General features: G+C 58.6%; 15 protein-coding genes. 6 read left to right on the top strand and 9 right to left on the bottom strand.

From position 1 onward, the window contains the following. Window positions 1–99: 99 nt before the first annotated feature. Window positions 100–687, bottom strand: a complete 588-nt coding sequence (locus tag H5T74_13305) for a TetR/AcrR family transcriptional regulator (GenBank protein MBC7231353.1) — start codon at window positions 685–687, stop codon at window positions 100–102. Window positions 688–965: 278 nt separating this feature from the next. Between H5T74_13305 and H5T74_13300 the strand changes: the two genes are divergently transcribed. The 3 genes from H5T74_13300 to H5T74_13290 all read left to right on the top strand — a co-directional run bounded on the left by H5T74_13300 (window position 966) and on the right by H5T74_13290 (window position 4,538). Further along, complete coding sequence (locus H5T74_13300) at window positions 966–2,057, top strand: hypothetical protein (protein ID MBC7231352.1); 1,092 nt, start codon at window positions 966–968, stop codon at window positions 2,055–2,057. Window positions 2,058–2,219: 162 nt separating this feature from the next. Further along, the gene (locus H5T74_13295) at window positions 2,220–3,068 is read left to right on the top strand and encodes an SDR family oxidoreductase (protein MBC7231351.1); all 849 of its coding nucleotides are present in this window, start codon (window positions 2,220–2,222) and stop codon (window positions 3,066–3,068) included. Window positions 3,069–3,734: 666 nt separating this feature from the next. Then, on the top strand, window positions 3,735–4,538 hold the full coding sequence (locus H5T74_13290; protein ID MBC7231350.1) for a ribonuclease H-like domain-containing protein: 804 nt from the start codon (window positions 3,735–3,737) through the stop codon (window positions 4,536–4,538). 186 nt (window positions 4,539–4,724) lie between these two features. On the opposite strand, the gene H5T74_13285 is transcribed toward H5T74_13290, so the two are convergent. The 4 genes from H5T74_13285 to H5T74_13270 form a co-directional block, all read right to left on the bottom strand. Next, complete coding sequence (locus tag H5T74_13285) at window positions 4,725–5,246, bottom strand: hypothetical protein (protein MBC7231349.1); 522 nt, start codon at window positions 5,244–5,246, stop codon at window positions 4,725–4,727. A gap of 6 nt (window positions 5,247–5,252) precedes the next feature. Beyond that, the gene (locus H5T74_13280) at window positions 5,253–7,403 is read right to left on the bottom strand and encodes an AAA family ATPase (protein MBC7231348.1); all 2,151 of its coding nucleotides are present in this window, start codon (window positions 7,401–7,403) and stop codon (window positions 5,253–5,255) included. Between the two features lie 13 nt (window positions 7,404–7,416). Continuing rightward, window positions 7,417–7,629, bottom strand: coding sequence for a hypothetical protein (locus H5T74_13275; protein MBC7231347.1), 213 nt, complete (start codon window positions 7,627–7,629; stop codon window positions 7,417–7,419). Between the two features lie 116 nt (window positions 7,630–7,745). Further along, entirely contained in the window at window positions 7,746–9,443 is a 1,698-nt protein-coding gene (locus H5T74_13270; protein MBC7231346.1) for an NERD domain-containing protein, read from the bottom strand. Between the two features lie 482 nt (window positions 9,444–9,925). Here H5T74_13270 and H5T74_13265 point away from each other — a divergent pair, with 482 nt between their 5' ends. The 3 genes from H5T74_13265 to H5T74_13255 all read left to right on the top strand — a co-directional run bounded on the left by H5T74_13265 (window position 9,926) and on the right by H5T74_13255 (window position 11,758). Beyond that, window positions 9,926–10,261: a hypothetical protein gene (locus tag H5T74_13265; GenBank protein MBC7231345.1), complete on the top strand. Its 336-nt coding sequence runs from the start codon at window positions 9,926–9,928 to the stop codon at window positions 10,259–10,261. Between the two features lie 153 nt (window positions 10,262–10,414). After that, window positions 10,415–10,789: a tetratricopeptide repeat protein gene (locus tag H5T74_13260; protein MBC7231344.1), complete on the top strand. Its 375-nt coding sequence runs from the start codon at window positions 10,415–10,417 to the stop codon at window positions 10,787–10,789. 171 nt (window positions 10,790–10,960) lie between these two features. Next, window positions 10,961–11,758 (top strand): hypothetical protein, encoded by a 798-nt coding sequence (locus tag H5T74_13255; protein ID MBC7231343.1) that lies wholly within the window; start codon window positions 10,961–10,963, stop codon window positions 11,756–11,758. Window positions 11,759–11,897: 139 nt separating this feature from the next. On the opposite strand, the gene H5T74_13250 is transcribed toward H5T74_13255, so the two are convergent. From H5T74_13250 to H5T74_13235, 4 genes are read right to left on the bottom strand one after another with little or no spacing between them, the layout of a single operon-like run. Next, complete coding sequence (locus H5T74_13250; GenBank protein ID MBC7231342.1) at window positions 11,898–14,423, bottom strand: DUF2357 domain-containing protein; 2,526 nt, start codon at window positions 14,421–14,423, stop codon at window positions 11,898–11,900. A gap of 6 nt (window positions 14,424–14,429) precedes the next feature. After that, window positions 14,430–16,241 (bottom strand): DUF3578 domain-containing protein, encoded by a 1,812-nt coding sequence (locus H5T74_13245; protein ID MBC7231341.1) that lies wholly within the window; start codon window positions 16,239–16,241, stop codon window positions 14,430–14,432. A 22-nt stretch (window positions 16,242–16,263) separates the two neighbouring features. Beyond that, window positions 16,264–17,880 (bottom strand): DUF2357 domain-containing protein, encoded by a 1,617-nt coding sequence (locus H5T74_13240; GenBank protein ID MBC7231340.1) that lies wholly within the window; start codon window positions 17,878–17,880, stop codon window positions 16,264–16,266. 3 nt (window positions 17,881–17,883) lie between these two features. Next, entirely contained in the window at window positions 17,884–19,956 is a 2,073-nt protein-coding gene (locus tag H5T74_13235) for an AAA family ATPase (GenBank protein MBC7231339.1), read from the bottom strand. Window positions 19,957–20,084 lie beyond the last annotated feature (128 nt).

Below are 20,084 nucleotides of genomic sequence, written 5' to 3'. Positions count from 1 at the left end.
AAGAAACACTGGCTCGTTCGGAAGCGGCCAACGGTCGATCCGAAAAAACATGCGAGGGACCCGCTTTTCGAAGATCGAAGATCTGACCCCATATGAGCATCATTTCTTGCGGTCGGTGACGAAATCTGCGAAGACGTCCACCACGGAGTAGATGTCCTGATCCCCGGAAAACCAGTCCAGGCCCAGGAATCTGGCCTGGACCACGATGAGATGGAAACCCAGGATGGAGACGACGGCCGACAGGGTGCTCACGCTCTCGCCGATCTCCCCGCTCTTCTTGGCCCTCTCCACGATGGCGAAGAAGAGCTTGAACAGCGACTGCAGGATCTCGCGGCAGTCCGCGAGGAGGTCCTCGTCCCCCAGGGAATCGAGGCCCCGAAAGAGGAGCTTGACCTTGAGCGGGTGCTCCTCGAGGTAGGACAGGAAGTTCCTCTCGCTCATCTTCAAGAACACCCGGATATCGTCCATGGGAGGGGCCGCCCGGCCCAGCGCCTCCAGCAGGTCACGGTACGCCTGCCTGACGGCCTGGCGGTAGATGTCTTTCTTGTTCTCGAAGTAGAGAAAGAGGGTGCGCTCGGAAACCCCCGCCGCCCGGGCTATCTCCCTGGTGGTGGCCCAGTGATAGCACTTCTCTCCGAAGACGTCGATGGCGGCATCCAGTATCTGCTTGCGCCGGGCCTCCGCCACGGGCCTTTTCTCCCTGTCCGGCATCCCCAATCTCCAATAGTTCAGTAAGTGATTACTGTTATAAAGATAGCACTGTCGCATCCTTTTTTCAAATGACATATTTCGCGGATATTTTGCAACATCTTCTCAATACTTGATTGCTGATCTTTATTCTGATATACAATATGTTTTACAGCATTCACTTAGTGTTGCGTGATAAGGGGAGGTCTTAGCATGTCGCATCAAGGAGACCAGAAAGGCGGCAAGGAGTCCTCTATGGAGACCGGGAACGGGGCACGATGAACTGCTCTGGCAAGGCGGGTTACGTTGCGGCTGACGGCGCGAAGGCCAGGGCGCTCAACGCCGCCGGCGCCATCCCCGACCTCATGCTCCTGGCCTTCTCCGGCGTGGGCGTGGGAAAGTCCCCCCTCGACAGGGAGACGTACCTCAGGCGGCTTGCTTTCTACGACCCCGGACTCTGGGACAGCGAGAAGAACCCTTTCTTCCTTCTGCCGGAGGATCCTCCCGCGAGCGAGATCGTCGAGACGCGGCCGTTCCTCTCGGGCCGGAGCGACCTCTTCCGCTACCCGAGCCGGTACAGGCCGAGGAATCCCGAGGTGAGCGAGGACTTCTTTTCCCGCAAGCGGAACCTCTCGGGCTACCTGCACCTCTGGCGCCACGACGACTCCGCATCGCGTCCGCTGGTGCTCATCATCCACGGGTTGATGATGGGAGGACCTGGAAAGGCCCGGCGCATGTTCAAGATCGACCGCCTCTTCGACCTCGGCCTCGACGTAGCCCTCCACACCCTGCCCGGTCACTGGCGGAGGGGCGACGACCCCTATTTCCAGCAGTTGCTGGACCCCGCCGACGTGCCGCTCACCGTGGAACGCCTCGCCCAGAACCTCCACGACCTGCATTCCGCGCTGCTTCTGCTGGGGGAGATCGGCTACGGTAGAGTCGGGCTGATCGGGGCGAGCATGGGCGGTTTCACCGCGGCGCTCTACGCGACCCTGGTGGAGAGCGGGCCCGACTTCATGTTCATGGCCGTGCCCGCAGTCTCGGTGGCTAATTACCTGAGGCCTAAGCCGGGCCGCTTCGCATTCCCCGTGGACGCCGAGCTCGTCCGCGCCACCGAGCGCGCCCAGGAGATCTGCTCGCCGCTCCACCTCCTCCCGCGTTACGACGTGAACCGTATCAGGGCGGTGGCCCACGCGGGAGACCGGGTATGCGACATCCGCCTGACCAGGATATGGAAAGAGCGCTGGGGTATCACGGACTACCACGAGGTCACGGGCGGGCACTTCCTCTACCTGGACAGGCGGGCTCGGGGCGACGCCTGGTACGGACTCCTCGAGGAACGAGGCTTCGTCGAGCGGGCAAAGCGGTAAGACGAGGTGAGGGGGAACGGTACGGCGTGGAGAGCTCGCGGCCAACACTTCGAGCTGTGCGGTCTCTTGACGCAAACGGGACAATGCTTTGAGGCCGCGGTAAGGTAACGACGTTTCGTGCCTTAAGCGGCGGCAATCCTTACCGGGAAGGAAAGGGAAGGGGTGAGGGACGTGGAGATACGGGGAAAGAAGACCCTGATCACCGGCGCGGCCAGCGGCATCGGCAGGGCGACGGCGCTGGCCATGGCGGAACGGGGCGCCAGGTTGTTCATCACCGACATCAACGAAGAGGGGCTCGACGACGTGCGGCGCGAGATAGAGGCCCGGGGCGGGGAGGTATGCCTCGCCCGCGCCCTGGACGTCTCCGATTACGATGCCTTCAGGAAGCTGGCGGACGAGATCCACGCGGGGTTCGGGCCCCTGGATATCCTTGCCAGCATCGCCGGGGTGGCCCTCTTCTCGCAGGTGGAGGACATGACCCACGAGCAGTGGAAGCGCGTGGTGGACGTGAACCTCTGGGGGCCGTACCACGCCATCGAATGCTTCGTGCCCGAGATGGTGCGCGCGGGGAAGGGAGGTCACGTGCTCACCGTATCCTCCACCGCGGGGATCATCGGTCTCCCCTGGCACGTCGTCTATGCCGGCACCAAGCACGCCCTGGTGGGAAGCTCGGAGGTGCTCCGCTACGACCTGCGCAAGCACGACATCGGGGTCACCGTGGTCCTGCCCGGGGCCGTGAACACCGGGCTGGTGCAGACGGTGGTCATCAACGCGGACGAGGACGCCTGCGAGAGGGGACGCAGGATCTTCAGCCGGCATGCCATGGCGCCGGAGAAGGTCGCCCGCCTCATCGTAGAGGCCATCGAGAAAAACCGCTTCATGGTAATCACCTCACCGGACATCAAGCTGCTTTACCTGCTGAAGCGCGTGTTCCCGCCCGCCTACGATCTGGTCATGCGCTTCATGACCTGGTCCCTGGACCGGGTCCTGACCAGAAACACCTGCCGCTAGCATGGGGGTCTCATCCGCCGGCAAATCGGTACTTTGACGATCGTCGGGGGCATCCGAATTCTATCGGGGCATCCGTGTTCTATCGGGGCATCCGTTCTTTGTCGTTACTGCCCCGGAGATGGGCATCTCTATGGGGCCCCCAGAACCGAAGATAGAAAACCGCCCGGGATGAAACGTCCCCCTCCCATGATAGAATCACCTTTAGTCATGAGAGAGCGATGGCTTGAAGGCCCGGCTATCTATCTTTACCGCGGTCGTGCCGGGTATCGGGATGGAAGGGTGCGAGGAGAGATGGCTCGAAAACCCAGCTCTTACCTATACCGCCTTGCGAGGCGGAGCAGGGACCTCGAGGTCCTTCTCTCGGGCGACCCGAAGAAGACGGCCCGGCGGGCGAAGAACAAGTTTTTAGGGAGGAAGCTCTCGCGCATCTTCCGCTGGTGAGCGGGGATACGGAACCTCCCGACCGCCGTTTTCTAGGTATTGGGTAACTGTCTCGGGCCTGGATATGCGCGGCGTCCACGGAAGGAGATGCGATGATCGACGCGATCGCGGGTGACATTATCGGCTCCGCATACGAGTTCGAGGCCATCAAGACCACGGACTTCCCCTCTTCGGCCCGCGGCCCCCTCACAGGTTCTGTCCCGGCCGGCTGAAACCGTGATCGCCATGGCTGGGAAAGGCTCGAGAGGCCCTGTCTTCTGCGCGGTGGATGTTGAGACCACCGGGCTCTTCATGAGCAGCCGGCTCCTGGAGATAGGGGCCGTGAAGTTCGACCGCCACAGCGTTCTGGAGGAATACCAGACCCTGGTGGACCCCATGCAGCCCATAGATCCCGCCGCCACCGCCATCCACGGGATAACCGACGCCATGGTGCGCGGCTGCCCTTCCCCCGGAGAGGCGGTGGCGCGGCTGCTGGATTTCCTCGCGGATGCCTGCTTCATCGCCCACAACGCGCGTTTCGATGTGCGCGTCATCGGAATGGAGCTGGCCCGCGCCGGCTTGGAGCCGCCACCCAACCCGGTGATAGACACCGTCAGGCTCGCACGCAGGCTGTTCAGCGGGGTAGGGAATTATAAACTGGGCACCCTGGCTCGTTACCTGGGGATAGAGCGCCAGGCACAGCATCGCGGGCTGCCGGATGCCTACGCGGCCATGGCGATATTCCGGCATTTCCTGGATGGTTCCAACGGTGAGTTTGTCGTGCAAAACGTGCCCGGCTACATCGGTTCTTTCTCGGACCTGGCTCACCGCGTCGACATACGGCTGCAGGGCGACGAATCGGATTTCGAGGTACTGGCCCGCAAGCAGGTCATGGTGGAGATCGTCTATCGAGGGGGGACACGTCCAGGCATTCCGCGCATGATCACGCCCATTGCCGTAAGGGACATATATCTTTACGCCTACTGCCACCGCTCGGGCATGGTAAAGAGCTTTCGGGTGGACAGGGTGGAGACGTACCGCATCCCCTGAGGGGTCTTTGCGCCTGGGATGATAACGCGCAATAACTCAAGAAGGCGTGCTTGTGAAATGGGGACGCAAGTGGAGACGTACCGCATCCCCTGAGGGGTCTTTGCGCCTGGGATGATAAACTTGCGTTTTTTCCGGCCCGATCGACCCTCGCCGACCAAGAGCGGCCTCGCTCTCGAAAGGACCTGTTCAAATCCCGTACTTCCCTTTCAACATATTAAGGGCGGTTCCCCGCCTGCAGTCCATGAGATCGTCGAAGGTGCGCTCGACCAACTCCGGGAAGCGGGCGTTGACCTCCCGCGATAGGGAGCCGTCGTCCAGGCTTGCCAGCCGCATGGCGTTGTGGGTACCCTTCTTGACCCGCCCGGCCGGCACGATGATCCAGCCGTCCCCCAGGTAATGGGGGCGGAAGATGAAGGCGAAGAGGGGCCGGTAGCCGTCCGCGTTCAGCCGGGACTCCAGCCCTTGGATATCCTTGTCCTGAACCGTCACCTGCGCGCTCTGGCTCGTCTTCACCTCGAAGGACAGCTTCTCGCCGCCCGGCGCGATGACGTCGATGTCCACGCCCTGCACGGCGCGCTCCTCCGCCAGGCCGAAGCCCATCTCCACTAAGGTGAGGGCCAGGAGCTTCTGGACCACCTTGCCGAACTCCTTCTCGTGGCACCCATATAGCTCCTCCAGTTTCCGGGCGGTCTCGTAGGGCAGCCCCATCCGTGTTCATTCCCCTTTGATCGACGGCCCCTTGACCGGGTCCCATTCCCCAAAGCGGTAGACCCTCTTGACCTTAGAGACATTGCTCTGCAGGGCCTTGAGCAGCTCCTCATCCATGGTGGCCAGGACGACCTGCCTGTCCGCCGCCACCCGGTCGATGAGCGCCGCCAGCTTGCGCTTCTGCTCCGAGTCCAGGCTCTGGGAGGGGTCGTCCAGGACGAGGAACCCGGTCGCCCCCTCCCGCGCGGAGCTGCCCCCCAGGGCTAGGAAGATGCTCAGGGCGGCGCAGTTCATGTCCCCCTGGTTGAAGAATTTGATGACCTTTTCCTTGTCCTTGCCGCTCACCGCGTACACGTCGTGGTCTTCCGGGTCTATCATGATGGACTCGAAATCCGGTCTCTCCACCAGGGCCCGGTAATACGAGGAGATGGCATCCTCCGTTTCGCGCAGCTTCTCGCCGGCCAGCTCGTTGATGACCGCATCGACGGCGCCCTTCACCTTTTTCGCCGCTTCCAGCTCCTGGAAGAGCTTTGCGCGAGTCTCTCCCATCTCTTCCCATTCTCGCGATTCCGTGATCTTCCCGATGACCGCGATCTTCTCCTTTGTTTCCAGAACATCCCGGATGAGCCGCGCCTCCTTCAGGGCATCCTCTATGCCGTCGATCTCCCGGTTGTACTCCTGCAGGAGCTTCTTGGTCTTCTCCAGCTTGTCCTCTATTTCTTCCAGCCGCTTGTTGGCAATGGACTCGGGATCCTCGTCCTCGCCGATCTCGCGCTCGAGTATCTCGCCGATCTTCTCGCGGCACCTTTTCATTTCCTCGACGGCCTTGGGAAGCTCGACCTCCTGGATCTTCCTCAGCCGCTCGACGGTCTCCTCCAGGGAGGACAAGGACTCGGCCAGCTCTTTCTTCTCCCCGCTTTTCTCGCCCGCCTCCTCCCCCATGCCGGCCTTCACTTCCCGCAGCCGCGCAAGCACCTCCCGCGGGACGATGTCCTGCTCGCAGGATGGGCAGGCGGTCGTCCCCTCCTTGTCCTCCAGCCTCTCCAGGTAGGTGACGGTCGCCTCGATCACCGGCAGGCGGGTGTTGATGCGGCCCAGCTCTTCCTCCAGTTCTTTCTGCCTCTCCTCTAGCTCCTGCTTCTTTCTCTCCAGCTCCTCCTGACCGCCTTCCTTCTCCAGCTCTCTTTTCTCCTCGAGGAGTCTTTCCTTCCTCTCTTTCTTGCTCCGGTACTCGGAAAGCGCCGCGTCGAGCTCTCCCCTTTCCTCTACGAGAGCTGCCTGCGACACGGCGGCGGGATTCTCGTTCCTCAAAGCTCGCACGGCCTCCTTGGCCCGGGATTCGAACCCCATGAAGTCGGTTGTATCCTCGGGAGGCTCGAGCCCCGGGTCCTCGAGTCCGGCCTTTTTCGCGAGGCCCTTCACCAGCTCGCATGCCTTCGAGCAACGCTCGCCAAAGCCCTTATCGGTGAAATCGCCCTTCGCCATCCCCAGCGCTTCGCCTTCTTCGATGGAACCGTCGATGGTCTCCTGATAGGCGGAGGACTTCGTCTTGATGAGCTGTTGAAGTCTCTCGTAGGTATTGCTGACCGCATCCTCGTAGCTCTTCTTCTTTATATCCTTGAGCGACTTGGAGAGGTTGAAGAGGTCGGAGATGCCCAGAAGGCGGTTGAGCGCTTCCTCCCTCACGCGCGGCTCGCTCACCACGATGTCCCTGATCACCTCCTGGTGGAGGTAGGCGGAACTCATGAAATCCCTCGCGTCCATGCCCAGCCGGCTCCACAGCTCTTCCTGGTTTTTGTTCTTCTCGCCGTTCTCGTCCACGAAATAGAACGATTCCCCGGACCTCTTCTTCTCTCCCATCTCCCTGACCACGCGGATCTCGCCGGCGTCCGACTCCAGCACCAGCTCCACGCCTATGGAATCGCAGTGGCGGTTGCGCGCCTCCCAGCCTTTCCTCTCCGCGATGCCGATCTTCTTGCCGGTCACCTCACCGCCGTACAGCGCCCACTCCACGGCGTTGGTGGTGCTGCTCTTGCCTGAGCGGTTGCCGCCGTAGAGGAGGACCACGGGATCGGAGAGGTCGATTCTTACCTCCTCCCTGCCGTAGCCCCGGAAGCCTTTTATCTTTATCTCTTTCAGCCTGATGTTCTCGGCCATGGCCCATCACCCGCTACCCTATCCTGTCCCCGATCTTTTTCGCGATCTCCTCCATCTCCTTCAGGACGGCATCCAGCCTGCCCTTGACCTCGTCGAGGGCGCCCTTGGACGATCCTTCCTCGAGGCCCCGGTAGGCGCCGTCCAGCAGCTCCAGGCACAGGCGCTCTTCCTCCTCGTTCTCAGCCAGCTCCCTTATCTTATCTTCTATGCGCTTCCTCTCTTCCATGCGACCTTCCTCGCGAGACGCCAACACGGGCCCGAGATTTTTTATTGGCCCTGTCCTTACTGCCTGGAAATACTTATAGCACGCCCCAGTGACATTTTATGGCTGGGCGGATCCCCCTATCCCGCCGGCGGTTTCCAGTCCCTGTCATGCACCACATATAGAAGGTGCTTGGCCCGTGATACCGCCACATATTGGTCCAGGGGGTTGTGGATGGGGAACTTCCCGTCCATGTCGCAGAAGATGACCACGTCGGATTCCAGCCCCTTGAACCTCTTAAGGGACGAGAAGCACACCGCATCCGCGGGCATGCGTTCCGAGTAGTCGAGCACCCGGCATCCCGCAAGCTCCTCCACCCCGGCCATGCAGCTCTTCTCCCTTATATGGGGAGAGAGCACGGTTATCTGCCCCGGCGAGACGCCCTTCTTGAGGAGCCCGGCCACGATGTCGGCGATGATCCTCGGCTGGTCCTCGCGCCGGCCGTAGGCCTTGAACCTGACCTCCTCGCCCTGCGGGTTCTTGTCGTATACGTAGGATTCCGGGTCAACGCCGCCGATGTCCCCCGCCAGCTCGCATATCCTCTGGGTGTTGCGACAGTTCTCGTGGAGGACGTAGGGCTCGCCCTGGATGGGGAAATGCAGCTCATCGCGGTAGATGTTCTGCCTCTCGTCGAAGAAGATGTACAGGCACCCGTCCCTCCCCTCCCGCAGGAGCTTGAAGACGCTGCGCGTCCATTCCTCCCGGAAGTCCTGGCCTTCGTCGATGATCACCGCGTCGAAGCGGGCGTCCACCCTGTCCAAGGCCTCCTCGAGGATGGCGGCGCAGTCCCGGTCCCAGAAGCGCTTGCGCTCCTCCTTTTTCTCCTCGGGGGGCACCTCGAAGGGGATGCCCGCCTTCTCCGCCATGCGGGCGCAGAGGTTGTGGTAGTTGTCGATGGTGATGGCGCCCCCCTCGTCCCCGACCACGGATTCCAGGTAGCGGGCCAGGGGCGAGTTGAAGCACATGAGCAACACCTTCTTGCCCTCCGCGGCGAGGCGGCGCGCCTTCTCCACCGCGAGCTGCGTCTTGCCGGTCCCCGCGTAGCCCTGGATGAGCGCCTGCTTCTGGTTGCGCAAAAAGTCCAGCAGGCGGCACTGCTCCTCGGTGAGGCGGATGAGCTGCGCCTCCTCGTCCTCGATGCGCTTGGCGATGGACGCGGCGACGCGGAACTCCGGCATGAGGAACTTGTTGCAGAGGTCGTTGTATTCGCGCTCGCTTATGACCCTGGACTTCCCCTCCCTCCGCCACTGCTCCATGATCCCCGAGACCCGTTCATAGATGCGCCCGAGATCGGAGCGGTCCAGCGTCAGCTCCTTCCGTGTGTGCATCGGGAAATACCTGGTGTCCACGGTGGCGTCGGGGAAGGCCACCGCGTATCCGTGCGTAAAGGGAAATCTTTCCTCACCGCCTTCCAGCACCCCGCGTTTCACGATCTCCCGCGCGAGCCAGTGGATATTGTCGCTGGCCTGTCGGTAGGGGTCCCTGGAGATCACGTGCTCCTCGCCCCGATGCGAGACGGATATCCATTCCCTGCGCTTTTGCAGATAGCGGATCTCTCGGCCGCCCTTGACCTCGATGTCCAGAAAGCCCAGCTCGCGGTGGATGACGAGGAAATCGATCTCGTGTTCGTATATGCCCCTTCCTTCCTCCACGGAGACGAAGGGCAGGGAGTGGAAAACGGTGTATTCGTCGGGGAGGCTTTCTTTCAGGGCCAGGTAGAGCCTCTCCTCCCCCAGCGCTCCCTTCCTCACCTTTATATCCGGGATCATCTTCGCCATGTGCCGTCACCCCTTCTGTCCCTGCCGCCCTGTCGCCTCGGTTCGCGACGGACCGACGCCCCTTAGCCCCGCCCCGCTCGCGTCCCGAGGAGACCCTGCCCGGAGCCTCCCGATTGCGGGGAAGCCGGAAGCGCGGCTCCTGCCGCCGGCATCTCCATTTGCAGATAATGTACTCGCCGGTGGTGACATCTGGGCAAGGCACCGGAACTGGCCTTGGCTTTTTCCCTTCCGCTCTCTATTGAGACTTCGTAATAGATGAGGGCTTGCAGGGAGCATCAGACGTGATCCGAAGCAGAGAATACAGGGGGCGACTGCGCGACCCGGACCTTCCGGAGTTGGCCAATTCCTTCCTGTGTGCCTCCATGATCCAGGAGCAATTTTACGGTAGGGTGATTGTTCGCTTGTAAGCACTTAATTCCTTCCTGTGTGCCTCCATAATCCAGGAGCAGGGCGGAGACTACGCCTCCGCGGGGCTTTCCTCGATGTACGCCGCCTGGGAGTGCGATGACCACGGCGCGCCGGAGCAAGCCAGGTCCTGCCGCCTCAAGGCCTACGACCTTTTGGTGAAAGCCAGGTCTTGCGGACAGGAGTTCGCCCGTGATCCCGGCTCGGAGGACTGCCTTTTGGTGGACATCCTGAGGCGGTCGGGGGAATACGAAAGGGCCCTTTCCGCATGCGAAGAAGCGCTTGAAGGCCAGCCCGACCCGGACATCGCGGACATCCTCAACTTCCAGAAAGAGCTCATCAGCAGAGCAGATTCCGCGCGTCACTCCATTGGCGAAGTGAGGCGCCGGCCCAGCGGAGACACCCTTCCCTAACATGAGCCGCCCTAAGACGCGCTCATGTTAGTACACATCAACCGTATGGATAAGGCGATCGAACTGCACAAGGAAGGCCTTCTGGATGAGGTTGTGGACGAATATCTCGAGGCGATACGATTTTATCCCTAAAGCAGTATCGCGCACGAGGGATTGGCGCTCCGTTATCGGAAGCTGGGGCTGTTCGATGACGCCGAAAGAGAATATCGGGAGGCGCTGAGGCTGAACCCCGAGGACCAGAAGGTTCTTTTATCCCTGGCCAACCTCCTCAACCTCAAAGGTTCGTACTCCGAATCCATCGATATCTTTGAGGAGCTGCTGTATGCGATGCCCGATAACCACGATGTTCACCGCGGCCTTGCTGCCGCTCTGTTCGAGTTGGGGCAGATCGAAGAGGCGCAAGAGGAGCTGGAGGGGGTAGTGCGCTTGGATACGGGCGACTATGAAGCGCACGGCAACCTGGGGTTGGCGCTCGGCCTGCAAGGGTTCGTCGACGAGGCCTTCACCGAGTTCCAAAGCGCATTTTAGCTCATGTCGGACTACACCGACGCTCACCATCTCAAGACATCGCAGCAGATGTTATCTCATAAACAACCGATGCGCTTGACCGGAGAGTAAAATGTGATCTGCTGACAACCTCGCGCGGCGGACGTTTCGTGCTTAGAGTTCCTGCCCGCGAGCGCCGGATGGGAGAATCCCGTGAATGAGCGCGGCAGCGATTACGACGTGGTGATCAGCGTCGATTTAGGGTGGTCGCCCCGGAACGCGGCCCGCACCGCCCTCGCCTGCTGGAGGCCGGGGCAGGACCCGTGGTGGGAGGTCCTAGAGCCCGGGTCCATGCAGGACATGCTGGCGCGCCTCGCGCCCTTCCGAGGAGAACGCGCCCTCGTCCTCCTGGACATCCCCCTCTACGGGACGGAGGAGCTCTCCAGGGAGAGGCCTTTCAGGCCCCTGGACCGGGCCCTCATCGCCTGCGGCATCCCCCTCTACCCCTCCTGGCGCGCGGGCTCCTACGGGCGGGAGCTCGCCTCCGCCATCGGCAGGCTGGCGGACGGCTTCGAGGTGGTGGAGAGCTACCCCAACCCCGTGCACCGCTTCATGTGGCTCGCACAGGACGAGCCCGGATGCCTGGAGGGAGAGCTGCGCCCCATAAAAGCCCTCGAGGACTGGCGGAGGAGGTGGCCTCCCGCCTACAAGCGGGGCCCCCTCCCGGAGAGGAGGAAGAACCTGGCGCGGCTTGCCTCCGTCCTCGCGAGGTTCCTCCCCGGCGACTTCTCCTCCCTCGTGCCCGGGGAGGAGAGCAGGGGCAGGGAGCTGGACCGGCTGGGGGACGTCTACGACGCCCTGGTCGCCCTGCGGGCGGGCATGGAGATGGCCCGCTCCTCCCCCTGGTTGCTGGAGGCGCGCGTGGAGGGACATGCGGGGATGATCCCCCTGCTCGCCGACTCCAACCTCCGGGTCATGTGGGAAGCGGCCATTGCCTCCACGAGCAGGTGATCCCCACGGCCAGCTCCGCTCGGCGCCCCTAGCGCGGCCATGCTATCTGGTCGTGCAAGAAGTGGCGGAGACGAAACAAGCTGGCATTCCTTTTAGCACTACCGTCTTTATGGGCCATATATGTAGAACTCGGGGTAAATCAGTCTGATGCAAATAACTGTCCGCAACGCTTTTCTATATATTCAAGCACATGTTCCGCACTTGACTTATTATCTTCATAGGTGGGGTGCTTGATGCTAAATCCGGCGCTTCCCCTATATTGAATCGTGAGTTCGCCAACCAAGAAACTTGCTCTTCCCTTAGGCTCCTCTTCCTTTTTCTGTAATGGCTGACCAGGATATATAGAAAAGTTTATCCCTGCTGCCCTCAGGCCGTCATAGAGTCGCCATTCAGGTTCAGTTTCTAGGAAAAGCTCGCGAAGTTCCTCAGCGCGTTGCAATGCAAGTAGCGATGTCCAGCGATTGCGCGAGAAACGGATTCCGCGCCCATTGGCCCCCCTGTTCTCGATGCTTGGATTAAGCTCCCTTACTTCCTCAAGATAATAGACTACCTGAAGTTCGTCTCCTTCCCTTTCAGCAGGCCAAGGCGTCACGATGTCCTTGCGCTTTAAAACATCGATTCTCTCCACTTGGGCAAAATGGGAAACGGCGCCGGGTTTACGCAGCGAGGCAGGCGAATATATCGCGAGCCAGCGTACTGCGAATTGAAGCCTTTGCGTGCTTGTAAGCGGGGTGTAATAGCGACGTTTTTCTATAATCCAATCCAGATGTGCCTTTGCGTCGCGCCTTAGCGTTCCCACCAATACAACTTCCTTGGAAGCTTCCCGCCAAGTACGCATCTTCTCATGCGCAACATGGGGAATTGCTCGCTCCGCTATTGACCATCCCGCCTGTCGCAAAACGCTTCTGAGCCACTCCTCAACGTATTTCTTCTCGCTTGGGAGAAAAGGCAACGCGCCTATACCGAGTCTCTTGAGGGATTGCCATAGTCTGCTGTTTGCAAACTCCTTTTCCTTTTCGGCATACGGATAGAGGACAACGCCTTCTACTACGTTTCTTTTGTATCTATCACATCGCGTCCTATCGCCACCTGTCTCCTCAAGGATCGCATCACGGTAGCGATGCAATACGTTTATCGCATCCTGTGGCGGCCCTGCTACTCCAAATCTCTTCAGGTATTTATCCGAACTATCGATGCGATACTTGGCATCCAGGATCAAGCTCACCTTGGGCCAATCGGGATTATGAAGAGTAATTACGATATCGGGCTCTTGCGGAAGGGCATAACTGTCCCCAGAATAGATCGGGTTATATGCAACCTCTACAGCCAATCCTTCGTCCATGGGGAAGACAACGCTTTTCGTACGTCCCTTTTGCAGCTGTATTCGCACTCCACTCTGCTGCACCGTTAATAAGCGCTCCACAGGAATTTTAACGCCCAGCACCTCAGAAACCATATTTACAATAGACAAAAAACACCAATATTCATAAAGGATGTGTAGCTGCTTCAAGGAAAGAGGGGGATTGACTTCATCGACCCTTAAGCCACGACGCAGCATGATGCAGGCATGGTAGGCTTCGCGATATCCCGGGGCTTGCTGCAGCCTTAGGGAGGCAAATCCCGGGGCTGGTTGTCCAGCAGCGGCCGCAATGGGCTCAATTTCCTCGAGGCGGCTTATATGATCCTTTAGCACTTTGAGCTCGTCTAGTATCTGTGCTTTCCGGGCAGGAACCTCGGTATCTCCTTGCATCCTCTGCCTTTCCCTCTCCTCTTCATATATCTGCGCCAGGCGTCTTCTGATCTGTGATAGCTGCGCTGCCAACCAGCGGTGTTCTTGTGTATCCAGAGTATGCATGGCGCGACTCTCTGGAATTCTATACCGCAGTGGAATACCGTTACGCATGCGAACAACTCGTCCCTCGCCTTTTCCTTGTAAAACGCACTGTAGCACTGACGAATCATATTTTCTCAGGCGCTCGACCCTGGTCGGAACACGCATCCTCGCTAGTTCTCGCTCGGGATGCCGCTCGATATAGCGCAGGCCACGTTCGAGGTCGGATAATATATGGCGCAGCAATAAGACCCATTCCAGCTTGGTAGGCATCTTTTCTCGCTCGGTCTTACCCATCTTATATGTTGATTGCAGGTATGACAACACCAGCGCGGTAATGATGCCTTGAAGATCCGCAAGGAGCGCTTCGTAATCCGAAGTATAATCAAGCTTGCTGGGAAAAACTTCTACCTCGAAGTCGAACTCTGGTGTTCCTGATACTGTGACCTTGAATCGGCTTCTTCCTATTTGCCCACCAAAATTAACATAACCGTAAACAATCCTTCCCTGATCTTCCCTGCTTAGTTTTCCCAGGACTAAAAGGTCGCGATGTTGCAGCTCTATCTCCTCACCGTTCTTGCTCTTCAGCAATAATTGATACGTGGTCTCTTCGAAAAGATGAGGGCCGATATGGCAATCCACCGAGTCTGCAACCTGAGGCGGTATTTGTATGGTTGGCTTTTGTATGCAAATTTCCATTCCTTCTCTCAAGGAAACTACTGATAACCTGCCCGGGGTGAAGCCTGCTGAAAGCGTGGATATCTCTAATGGCGCGGTCGGGCCACTCCAGACCAAAGAAACCTTGTCCGTCTCTATTCGGAAAAGCTCTTCCATAACGGATCACAACCAATAAGAGGTATATCCCTCCGATTTCAAGCGCTCCCACATCAGGCATAATCTCGCAGCCAACCTTGGGTAACGACTGCCACCGATCGCCGATGGTCTCCCACTATCGTCCCAGTCTTTGACTATCTGGCGTGCTTCATCCTCCAACTTGAATGGCACTCCACCGTATGCCCATCCCAGCATGCCCATGACAACCCTGTTTACCGCATCGCTACCACCGATAATCCTGGGCAATATCTTCATCTGCAGTGCAAGATCGAGTGGGTCTATCTTGTTTCCCCGCATATCCCTGAAGGAATCGATGATCTCCAAGCTATGAAGCAGGAAAAGCGCTACCTCATCTCTAGTCCTATAGCCAACCTGTAGCTGCGCCGGCGCGAGGACTCTGTTTATCTCCATCAAGGCGTTTACGGCGCGAACTATCTCTGACCTTTCCCTATCTTCCGGGTTTGTCAGCGCAGCCAGCATGATCGCCCTCGGACACATGGCTTTAACAGGCCAAGTAACTGCCTTGGTCTTTTCCGTGGTCGATGCATTCTCCCACTGATCGAGAAAGATTTCTGATAACTCAACGGTGAAAGCACGATCCAATACTTTGCGGCTAAATCCATGCGCGCTTTCATCCATATTCACCGTCCCCACTATGGCAAGATTGGACGGTATGACCACCTCCCCCCACTCGGCCTCATCTTCCTTGAGCGCCTTGCTAAGTAGTTGAATGCTTGCGTATCCTCCATTTGGATCTCGCCTTCGATCTTCAATCCTACTCAGTACCTCGGCGAAATACTGCTCAACCCGTGCCAAGTTCATCTCATCGATAATGCAGGTCCAATAACGGTCCGGGTTCTCCATTGCATCACGCGCGATCTCGAGCAAGGGTCCCGGTCGAAAATCACCCTGGAGATCCGTATAGCCAAGCACATCCGAGCTATCCGACCAGTCCGGCTTTACAGGAATGAGCAAGCACTCCCCAGCTGTGGCCTCTGCGACAAGCCTAGGGAGCTTCGATTTCCCTGTCCCTGTAATTCCGGCAAGGATAATGAAGGGCTTGGTTCGCAAGGCGGTGACGTATTGCGCGATCTGCCATGGCTCAAATATGAAGCCCTTAGCATGGATATTTCTAATTAAGTCCTCTGTGGCCTGCTGTATGTTGAATTCAGCCCCCACAGGTTCTATCTCCTCGGTGATCGAAGATTTTGAAATACTGGTAGCCTTCCTTGATTCAAGATACCTATCGTATGCACCCAGTAGATATTCGACATCCACTATGATCTCTTCATCAGCCGGGATCTTGCCCTTTTCATAGAGCTTATATGCAACGGTGGAATATTCGTATTCTTTTCCCAGACCATACCCGGCATGCAGGGATATCCTGGTATCCAGGCGAAAGCCTCGTTTTTCAGCATCCACGCAATACTGCTGGAGTGTTTTAGCGCGTTCCCTGAGGATTCTTCTGGCCTCGATTGTCCCGTGATCATTTTTTAACTCGGTTACCCCTTGGTTGAAGGTAAAATATACTCCCTTCATGTCCTCTTGGAATAGGAAAACTGGGTACACACCGCTTTGAGTTGTCCTTGTTTCCCTCTCATCCAGAAAAGCGATCCATGGTATGCGTGCCCAATTGCCTTGCCCCACGCTCCATTTCACCTTTAGGGTGTGCCTCATTTTTACCGCCGCCAGTTTGGATAGGCTTTCCCCAAGGTCCATGAACCTTCGATACACAGGATGGCTGGAAGAAAAGCTCGCCGATTGCCTTGCTTCCAAATAATTCTCAAGAATCCACCCGATGTGCTCCCTGATGCTCATCTCCTTACCTCCATTTCCTTTATCATCGCTTGTCCCCCAGGCAACACAGCTCAAGCACAGACTTCAAATCCTTTGTGTCTGAGCCTTTCATGGATGGTCTCAGTGGGATCGCCCCTACGCCGTTGAGATCATCCGCCTGCTGGGGTGCGGTCATCTTCCCTTTATCGACATGGAAGAACCGGAAGAGGTCGCCTGGGTACAAGATGAAAGCGGCCTTGACCCCTTGGATGGCGTCACGGTAGCAGTGCATCTTGTTGATATCGCCATACTTGAACCCCTGGTCGAACTCCTCCTCCTTTGTCTCAGCCACCTCTTCGCCCTCGAACTGCTCGAAGATAACCCTTTCCTTCTTGAACTTGGCGTCGAAGATGTAGATGCCGTCGGGCATCTCAAGAGCTATGTCCGGTCGGTACGCTAACGAATATGACCCCCTTCGGTTGCCGTGATAGGTCTTGTTATAGAAGAGGCTGATCCCTCCTCCGAAATCTACGCCCAGGTCATAGGGGAGTGTCTTCTCCTTCTCCTTCTCCCTTCCGCCTTTTACAATGGCTCTCTTGGGCTTGCCGACCACCTCGCTCAGAACGTCCACACACTTGAAATAGGTCCAGTACTCGTAGAGCAGCGCCACGTCCTTGTTCTCGATGATCTTTCTGAGGTCCGCGCTGCCGATAGGATAAGCGCTTCCCATGTTCATGCGGTTGAAGAAGGAGAAGAGCTCGCGGTAACCCGGCCCTTTCTGCAGCACCTGGGAGTTATATGGCAGGTACGCCATCTCGCCTACATCGGCGAAAAAGCCTCTGGTCAGAAGCCCTTTAAGGTTATTGACCATAAGATGGGCATCCTCCAACAACCCGTGATCGAAATATCCGCCCTCTTGAGCCTTGTCCCGGAAACAGCGGCGGAAGAGCTCGGCGATGAGGAGGCATTGTTCCAGGAAATGCTTGACGAAGCGGTTCTCGGGGTTGTCGATGCTCGCGTCCTTCTTGATGCCTTGGATATATGTGGGGAAATATCTCTCTCCCGAGATGTCCTCCAACCTTCGAGATATCTCGCAATCGGAAAGGTGTGGCGCTTGCCGTGTGTTTATCAGGTCGCGCGGGCAACTGGCCAAGCGGTTTATGGAAGCAGGCCTCACGCGCCTCGCTCGGTGCAGCTCCTGCCTTACTGCCTCCCGGACGATGACCCGGTGGGGGTTTGCGATGATGCGGTTCAGCACCGCCTCCAGGGAAGGCTCGGAATCCTTGATCATATATCGCAGATACATGAAGGCATGGTAGAGCACCTCTTCCCCACCCGGGGAAATGCGCTCGAAGGGGAGGAAAGACGGCGTGTTGAAGGCGAACGGGAGTGAGGCGCATACCTCGGTTATCTGGTTGACCATGGCGTCAAACCCGTCGTCGGAGAGCTTCGGGGTCCTGATCTTAAGAAGCGTGTCTCCCAGCTTTGCCCATCCCACGAAGTTCTTGAAAACCAGCTCATAAAGGCCTGGCCTCAAGGGGGTGGCCGCCGGATGGCTGAGCTCGCCTTCTTTTGTCTCCGCTAGGTAAGGGCAGTTCTCGGTCAGCAGAAAACAGGGCCCCAGGGCAGAGTGTTCATGAAGATCCAGTTCCTGGCCGCTGCCCTTCTTCGTTATTTTCATCCCTCACTCCACGAAGCTCACGAAGCCCCGCGTGCGCAGGGTGGACCACATGCGATGGACCTTGGCGGCGGTGCGGGGGAAGCGGGGAGACCTCCCTTCATCCTGGGACTCGTAGAGAAGAGGGGGTCCGGCCTGGAAGCTCTCGAAGGAGCCGGCGGGGTCACCCGGAGGGGTCATCTCGAAGCAGAAGAAGAGGAGGCGGGCCAGGGGCTCCTCCAGCTCACCGCGGTTGCCGTGCAGCTTGGGCAGGACCTTGTGCAGGAGGCAGAGGTCGAAGGCGGTATCTGCGGCGGTGGGGCTCTCCGACACGTTTTCCCCGGCGTTTGCAAGGTAGAGGGAGATCTCGTTGATCACCCGGTAGCCGAAGTGCAGGCGGTAGGGCTCGAGCATCTCCTCCAGGGAGGCGAGGAGGCCCTTGAAGCCGGGGGAGAGGGAGGAGGCGTGCGCCCTGGTGGCATGCTCCTGGGGCAGGAGGGTGAACCCCTCCTTGAGCCGGAAGTCCTCCTCGGATGAGGCCTCCTCCAAGCCCAGGTAGGCCCCGGTCTCCACGCGGTCGAACTCCAGGGTGAAGGCCCGGTCCAGCACCTTGGGGGAGAACATGTAGGTGGTCTCGTCCACGTTGACGGTGCCGGTTATGTAGAGGTTTTCGGGTATCTGGAGGCGGGGAGGGATGAGGTATTCCCGCTTCCCGTCCGAGAAGGACAGGTCCTCCGGCTGGTCGTGGAGGAGGATGGGGGTCCCGCTCTCCAGGCAGGAGAGGAAGTCGGAGAAGTAGTGCTCCACCTTGGCCAGGTTCATCTCGTCCAAGATGAGGAAGTAGGGGTTCTCGAGGTCCTCTGCGGCGCGCAGCAGGAGCTTCAAGAGCTCGGTGGGCTCGTAGCGCTGGGTGATGAGGTTGTAGAAGCCTAGGAGCCCTTGGTTGTCCGTCCAGTCCGGCCTCACCGGCACGAAGGCCACGCGTTCCTTGTCCTCTTCCGTGAAGTAATCCGCCACCAGCTGGGCCAGCTTGGTCTTGCCGGTGCCGGACACCCCGGTGAGGATGACGAAGGGCTTGGTCTTGAGCGCCAGGAGGTAGTCGGTCACCAGGGAGGGGGGGAAGTGGAGGTTGGCCCGTTCGACATACTCGTAGATGTCGCGGGCCGGGGTTACGGGCACGATGTTTGAGAGGAGCAGGTCGAGGGATTCAGGGCGGAGACCGATTTCCTCTCTGAGGCAGATGAGCAACCAGTTGGCATCGAAGTAGTATTCCAGTTTTCTCTTGTCCAAGGCCTTGTTCTCGAGAACCTTCGCCAAACCGCCGATTATCGCACCGTTCACGATGTTGAAACGGTTCTTATCCCGAAGGTAGAGGAGCGCGGAGACGAACGTGCTGCCGGCGCCCTTCAACGGCTTCATTTTCATAAACCCTTCGACGCGTTGTTGTAGCTCCGCCTCGGGCGCGCCATATAGGTAATCAGACCACTGGTTAAAGGCTCCCATGTCTTGGAGCAGAAGCTCCCGGTTAGAGCCGATGAAGGACAGGCCGAAGCGTCCGTGGACTTCCCTTCCCCCAGGAAGATCTGAGTCAAGCAGGGCGAAGAGCCTCTCCCCCTCCTCCCGAGAGAAGCTACCGACCTTGTCCTCGCACAGCTTTCTTGCTTCCGCCTCCTTCTCGGCACGATAGTCGAACCTCTTCCCGTTCCACTCACCCTTTGCCTTCAGCCTCTCGATGTTCGCGGCTATCAGAACCCGGTCGAAAGCGGGGTGGAAATGGTCCCACAAGAAGAGGAAGTTATAGACATCCAGAAGGCTCAGGCCCTTCCCGGATGCCTCCCTGAGCTTCTCCAGCAACTCCAGGGCGAAATCGCAGTAATATGCGTATCTCTCCCCATCTGTTTTCCAGGCGGCGAGTTTGTCCTTATACCCGAATTCCTTTATGGCTCGGTCGTATGAGGTAGGTCTTACGATGCAATATTGTCTCTCATCATTAGCGGCAAGGAATGTGGAGAGCATGTTGAGCGGGAATTTCCTTTCTATCCCATTCCTTGCATATTCTCCGTCCATAAAGGACTTGAAATCGTCAACCCTCTTTTCCAAAGGAGTGTTTTCCTCCAGCATGCGAGCAAATTCACTCAGGAAAGCCTTCTCGTTGGCCTCGCTCTTTGAAAGATACGAGCGCAAGTCGTCTATTACGCCGAAATACCCGACAATCCATATAATATTCT

The sequence above is a fragment of the Actinomycetota bacterium genome, assembly GCA_014360645.1.
Classification (GTDB): Bacteria; Actinomycetota; Geothermincolia; order Geothermincolales; family RBG-13-55-18; genus Solincola_B.
The sequence above is the reverse complement of the archived record's forward strand: the minus strand, read 5'-3'. Positions and strand labels throughout refer to the sequence as shown.

Excerpts from the sequence above, each read along its gene's own strand:
- H5T74_13300 (MBC7231352.1), top strand. The coding sequence starts at position 966 with ATGAACTGCTCTGGCAAGGCGGGTTACGTTGCGGCTGACGGCGCGAAG.
- H5T74_13290 (MBC7231350.1), top strand. The coding sequence starts at position 3,735 with ATGGCTGGGAAAGGCTCGAGAGGCCCTGTCTTCTGCGCGGTGGATGTT.
- H5T74_13285 (MBC7231349.1), bottom strand. The coding sequence starts at position 5,246 with ATGGGGCTGCCCTACGAGACCGCCCGGAAACTGGAGGAGCTATATGGG.
- H5T74_13280 (MBC7231348.1), bottom strand. The coding sequence starts at position 7,403 with ATGGCCGAGAACATCAGGCTGAAAGAGATAAAGATAAAAGGCTTCCGG.
- H5T74_13275 (MBC7231347.1), bottom strand. The coding sequence starts at position 7,629 with ATGGAAGAGAGGAAGCGCATAGAAGATAAGATAAGGGAGCTGGCTGAG.
- H5T74_13270 (MBC7231346.1), bottom strand. The coding sequence starts at position 9,443 with ATGGCGAAGATGATCCCGGATATAAAGGTGAGGAAGGGAGCGCTGGGG.
- H5T74_13265 (MBC7231345.1), top strand. The coding sequence starts at position 9,926 with ATGTACGCCGCCTGGGAGTGCGATGACCACGGCGCGCCGGAGCAAGCC.
- H5T74_13250 (MBC7231342.1), bottom strand. The coding sequence starts at position 14,423 with ATGGAAGAGCTTTTCCGAATAGAGACGGACAAGGTTTCTTTGGTCTGG.
- H5T74_13245 (MBC7231341.1), bottom strand. The coding sequence starts at position 16,241 with ATGAGCATCAGGGAGCACATCGGGTGGATTCTTGAGAATTATTTGGAA.
- H5T74_13240 (MBC7231340.1), bottom strand. The coding sequence starts at position 17,880 with ATGAAAATAACGAAGAAGGGCAGCGGCCAGGAACTGGATCTTCATGAA.